This window comes from Pseudomonas sp. EYE_354 (genome assembly GCF_023148575.1).
GTDB lineage: Bacteria > Pseudomonadota > Gammaproteobacteria > Pseudomonadales > Pseudomonadaceae > Aquipseudomonas.
In genome coordinates, this window is sequence record NZ_JAHXNQ010000032.1 from 1 (window position 1) to 4,083 (window position 4,083).

The following is a 4,083-nucleotide window of genomic DNA, read 5'->3' on the forward strand; positions in this document are numbered from 1 at the left end:
TGAAGTAAACCGTGGCTTCGCCGTTGACCGCATCAATGGAACCGGTCACCGGTTTGGTCATCGCCGCGTCGGTGTAGAAGGTGCCATTGGTTGGCGTGCCGACGGTGAACGATTTCACGTCCGTCGGACTGTCTACGTCGGTCGCGGACAGTTTGACCGCGATGCCTACGCTTGGGTCTTCAGCACCGGTCGCAGCAGTGGCATCAGCCACCGGCGCGTCGTTGACCGCAGTCACGGTGATGGTGCCGTTGGCGGGAGCCGAAGTCAGCGGGCTGCCGCCGTCAGCGTTGCCGCCGTCGGTGGCGGTGTAGGTGAAGTCCGCGGTGCCGTGGAAGTTTTCGTTCGGTTTGAAGTAAACCGTGGCTTCGCCGTTGACTGCGTCAATGGAACCGGTCACCGGTTTGGTCATCGCCGCGTCGGTGTAGAAGGTGCCGTTGGTAGGCGTGCCGACGGTGAACGATTTCACGTCCGTCGGGCTGTCTACGTCGGTGGCGGACAGCTTGACCGCGATCCCTACGCTTGGGTCTTCAGCACCGGTCGCAGCAGTTTCCGCAGCCACCGGCGCATCGTTGACCGCAGTCACGGTGATGGTGCCGCTGGCTGGCGCCGAGGTCAGCGGGTTGGTGCCGTCAGCGTTGCCGCCGTCGGTCGCGGTGTAGGTGAAGTCCGCGGTGCCGTGGAAGTTCGCATTTGGCTTGAAGTACACCGTGGCTTCGCCATTGGTGGCATCAATAGCGCCCGTCACTGGCTTGGTCATGGCCGCGTCGGTGTAGAACGTGCCGTTGGTCGACGTGCCGACGGTGAACGATTTCACGTTCTCCACGCCATCGATATCAGTAGCCGAAAGTTTGACCTCAATGCCCTGGGCCGGATCTTCGGAACCGGTCGCGGTAGTGGCCATGGCTTCCGGTGCATCATTCACTGCAATCACATTGATCGGCAGGTTGATCGACTCGGATTTCGGATCAGCGGTGCCGTCCTGCGCAGTCGCAGTGACAGTCAGGTTCACCAGGCCGTTGGCGTTTTCCGCCGGGTTGAAGACCAGGGTGGCCTTGTTCCAGTCGCTGATGTCGACGCTTTGATTGCCAGCTGTCGCTGTGAAGGTGTGACCCGGCGTGCCATCGGTGATGGTCGCGTTGAGCGGGACGCCACTGATTTCCAGCTTGAGCGTCTCGGAGCCATCCTTGTCGGTGGCGTAGGCGTCGATGGTCGACAGCTTGATCGCATGGTCTTCCAGGCCGGTGTTCAGCACCTGGGTGACGTTGATGTTATCCAGCACGCCGCCCAACGAGTTGTTTGCCTCGCCAGCCGGGGCTTTGAATTCGAGCTTGGCATCGCCGTCAGCGGTGACCGGCACGACGAAGGTGTAAGTCTTCATGCCAACGGTGGTGGTGTCCAGGGTGCCAACTTTGACGCCGCCCCAGAATACGTCGATCACCGAGTTGTTCTCGGCACCCGCACGCGGCGAGTAGTCGACCGAGATGGTGTACGCCGTGCCAGCTTCCGCCTTGATGATGGTGTACAGGCTGGAGTCGTCGCCGGCGTTTTTCTCAAGCTCGATGACCTGGCTGTTGCCTGGGGTCTCTACGCCGTAGATGCTGCTTTGGCCGATTTCGACTTGGCCGTCGGCATTACCCGTGAGCCACGGAGTGCTCGGGGTGCCATTGACGGCCGGGTTGTTAGCATTACCTACCGCGACGTCGCCCCACGAACCATTGAGGTTGGCGCCGTCGAAGTTGATCGAGGTCACAGGGCCGCCGCCGAGCAGGCCCAGGTGCGGGGTGTCGGTAACCGGCGCGATCGTGATGTCAGTTGTGGTTACGGTGCTCGATTTACCGCCGTTGTCGACCGCGGTGAAGGTCAGTTCGGTTTTGCCGCTCCAGTCGCCGGTCGGGGCGAAGTAAACCGCGGCCTTGCCGTCGGCACCCGCTGGCACCGAATCGCCGACTTTGAGTTCGGTTTGCAGCGTGGCGTCGCTGTACAGCTTGCCGTTCTCCGGCAAGGTAGTAATGACAAAGCTGGAGACGGTACCGTCCACGTCCTTGCCGTCCAGCACGATCTTGGCCGTATGGTCTTCATCGGCGGTGGTGTTGTCGGCCGATGCAATCGGCGCGTCGTTGAACAGGTCGATAGTGACCTTGCCGGTGGCGCTGCCGGTTTCCGGTGGTTCGCGATCCAGGTTGCCGCCGCCGACGTCAGTCACATCGATGGTGACGGTACGATCAGTGCCGACAGGATTGTCGCCCGGGCTCTGGAAGGTGATGGCTTCAACCACCTTGACGAAGTCGGCGGCGCTGCTGCCGGTCGCCGAGTCGCTGGTGAGGGTGTAGACGATTTTCCCGTCGGCGGCGCTGCCGCTCTGGGTGATGGTGATGCCGGCAACGGCCAGGGCCTTGAGCACGTCGGTATTGCTGAGCACATCACCCGAAGCCAGGTTGTCGACGGTGACCACGACTTTGCTGAAGGTGGTGTTGTCGACGTCTTTGATGGTCAGGTTTTCGACCAGCGCGACCGCGTCTTTTTGTTCAGTGAACGTGGTGCTGTCGAACTTGACCTCAGGCGGATCGTTCACCGGAACCACGTTCACCACGGAGGTCACGGGTGCCGAATCCAGCTGACCGTCGTTGACGGTGATGGTCAGGGTGCGATTGGCCGGGTCCGGGTTCTCGCTTTCGCTGGCGAAGTGCACCGAACGCAGGACTTCCTGGTATTCCGCCTTGGTGGCTTCACCAGACAGGGTCAGGATGCCAGTGGCTTTGTCGTAGCTGACTGCAATTTTGGTGTTGCTGACATCTGCGATCAGCACATCGTCTGCCAGGTGGTTGACGAGTGTGACTTTGGCGCTTTGCAGGGTGCTGTTGTCGACGTCGCTGACGGTCAAGGTCGCCGCCACGTAGCCGCCTGGCTTGCCTTCAATGTAGGTGTCGCCGAATGCGTTGGTCGAAGCGTTGCCCAGTACTGGCGCGTCGTTGACCGCAGTCACCGTGATGGTGCCGTTGGCTGGGGTCGAAGTCAGCGGGCTGCCGTTGCCAGTAATACCGCCGTCGGTCGCGGTGTAGGTGAAGTTCGCGGTGCCGTTGAAGTTTTCGTTTGGCTTGAAGTAAACGGTGGCTTCGCCGTTGACCGCGTCAATGGAACCAGTCACCGGTTTGGTCATCGCCGCGTCGGTGTAGAAGGTGCCATTGGTTGGCGTGCCGACGGTGAAGGATTTCACGTCCGCCACGCCATCTACGTCGGTGGCGGACAGTTTGACCGCGATGCCTACGCTTGGATCTTCAGCACCGCTCGCAGTCGTGGCATCAGCCACCGGCGCGTCGTTGACCGCAGTCACGGTGATGGTGCCGTTGGCTGGAGCCGAGGTCAGCGGGCTGCTGCCGTCAGCGTTACCGCCGTCGGTCGCGGTGTAAGTGAAGTTCGCCGTGCCGTTGAAGTCCGCGTTTGGTTTGAAGTAAACCGTGGCTTCGCCGTTGACCGCGTCAATGGAACCGGTCACCGGTTTGGTCATCGCCGCGTCGGTGTAGAAGGTGCCATTGGTTGGCGTGCCGACGGTGAAGGATTTCACGTCCGCAACGCCATCTACGTCGGTGGCAGACAGCTTGACCTCGATGCCTACGCTTGGATCTTCAGCACCGCTCGCAGTCGTGGCATCAGCCACCGGCGCGTCGTTGACCGCAGTCACGGTGATGGTGCCGTTGGCTGGAGCCGAGGTCAGCGGGTTGGTGCCGTCAGCGTTGCCGCCGTCGGTCGCGGTGTAGGTGAAGTCCGCGGTGCCGTGGAAGTCCGCGTTTGGTTTGAAGTAAACCGTGGCTTCGCCGTTGACCGCGTCAATGGAACCGGTCACCGGTTTGGTCATCGCCGCGTCGGTGTAGAAGGTGCCGTTGGTAGGCGTGCCGACGGTGAACGATTTCACGTCCGTCGGGCTGTCTACGTCGGTGGCGGACAGCTTGACCGCGATCCCTACGCTTGGGTCTTCAGCACCGGTCGCAGCAGTTTCCGCAGCCACCGGCGCGTCGTTGACCGCAGTCACGGTGATGGTGCCGTTGGCTGGAGCCGAGGTCAGCGGGCTGCTGCCGTCAGCGTTAC

1 protein-coding gene is annotated in these 4,083 nt (G+C 61.8%); it reads right to left on the reverse strand.

Features of this window, described 5'->3' with window-relative positions:
* Positions 1-4,083: Ig-like domain-containing protein (locus tag KZX66_RS26275; RefSeq protein WP_248084119.1), on the reverse strand; the 4,083-nt coding region annotated here is incomplete at both ends.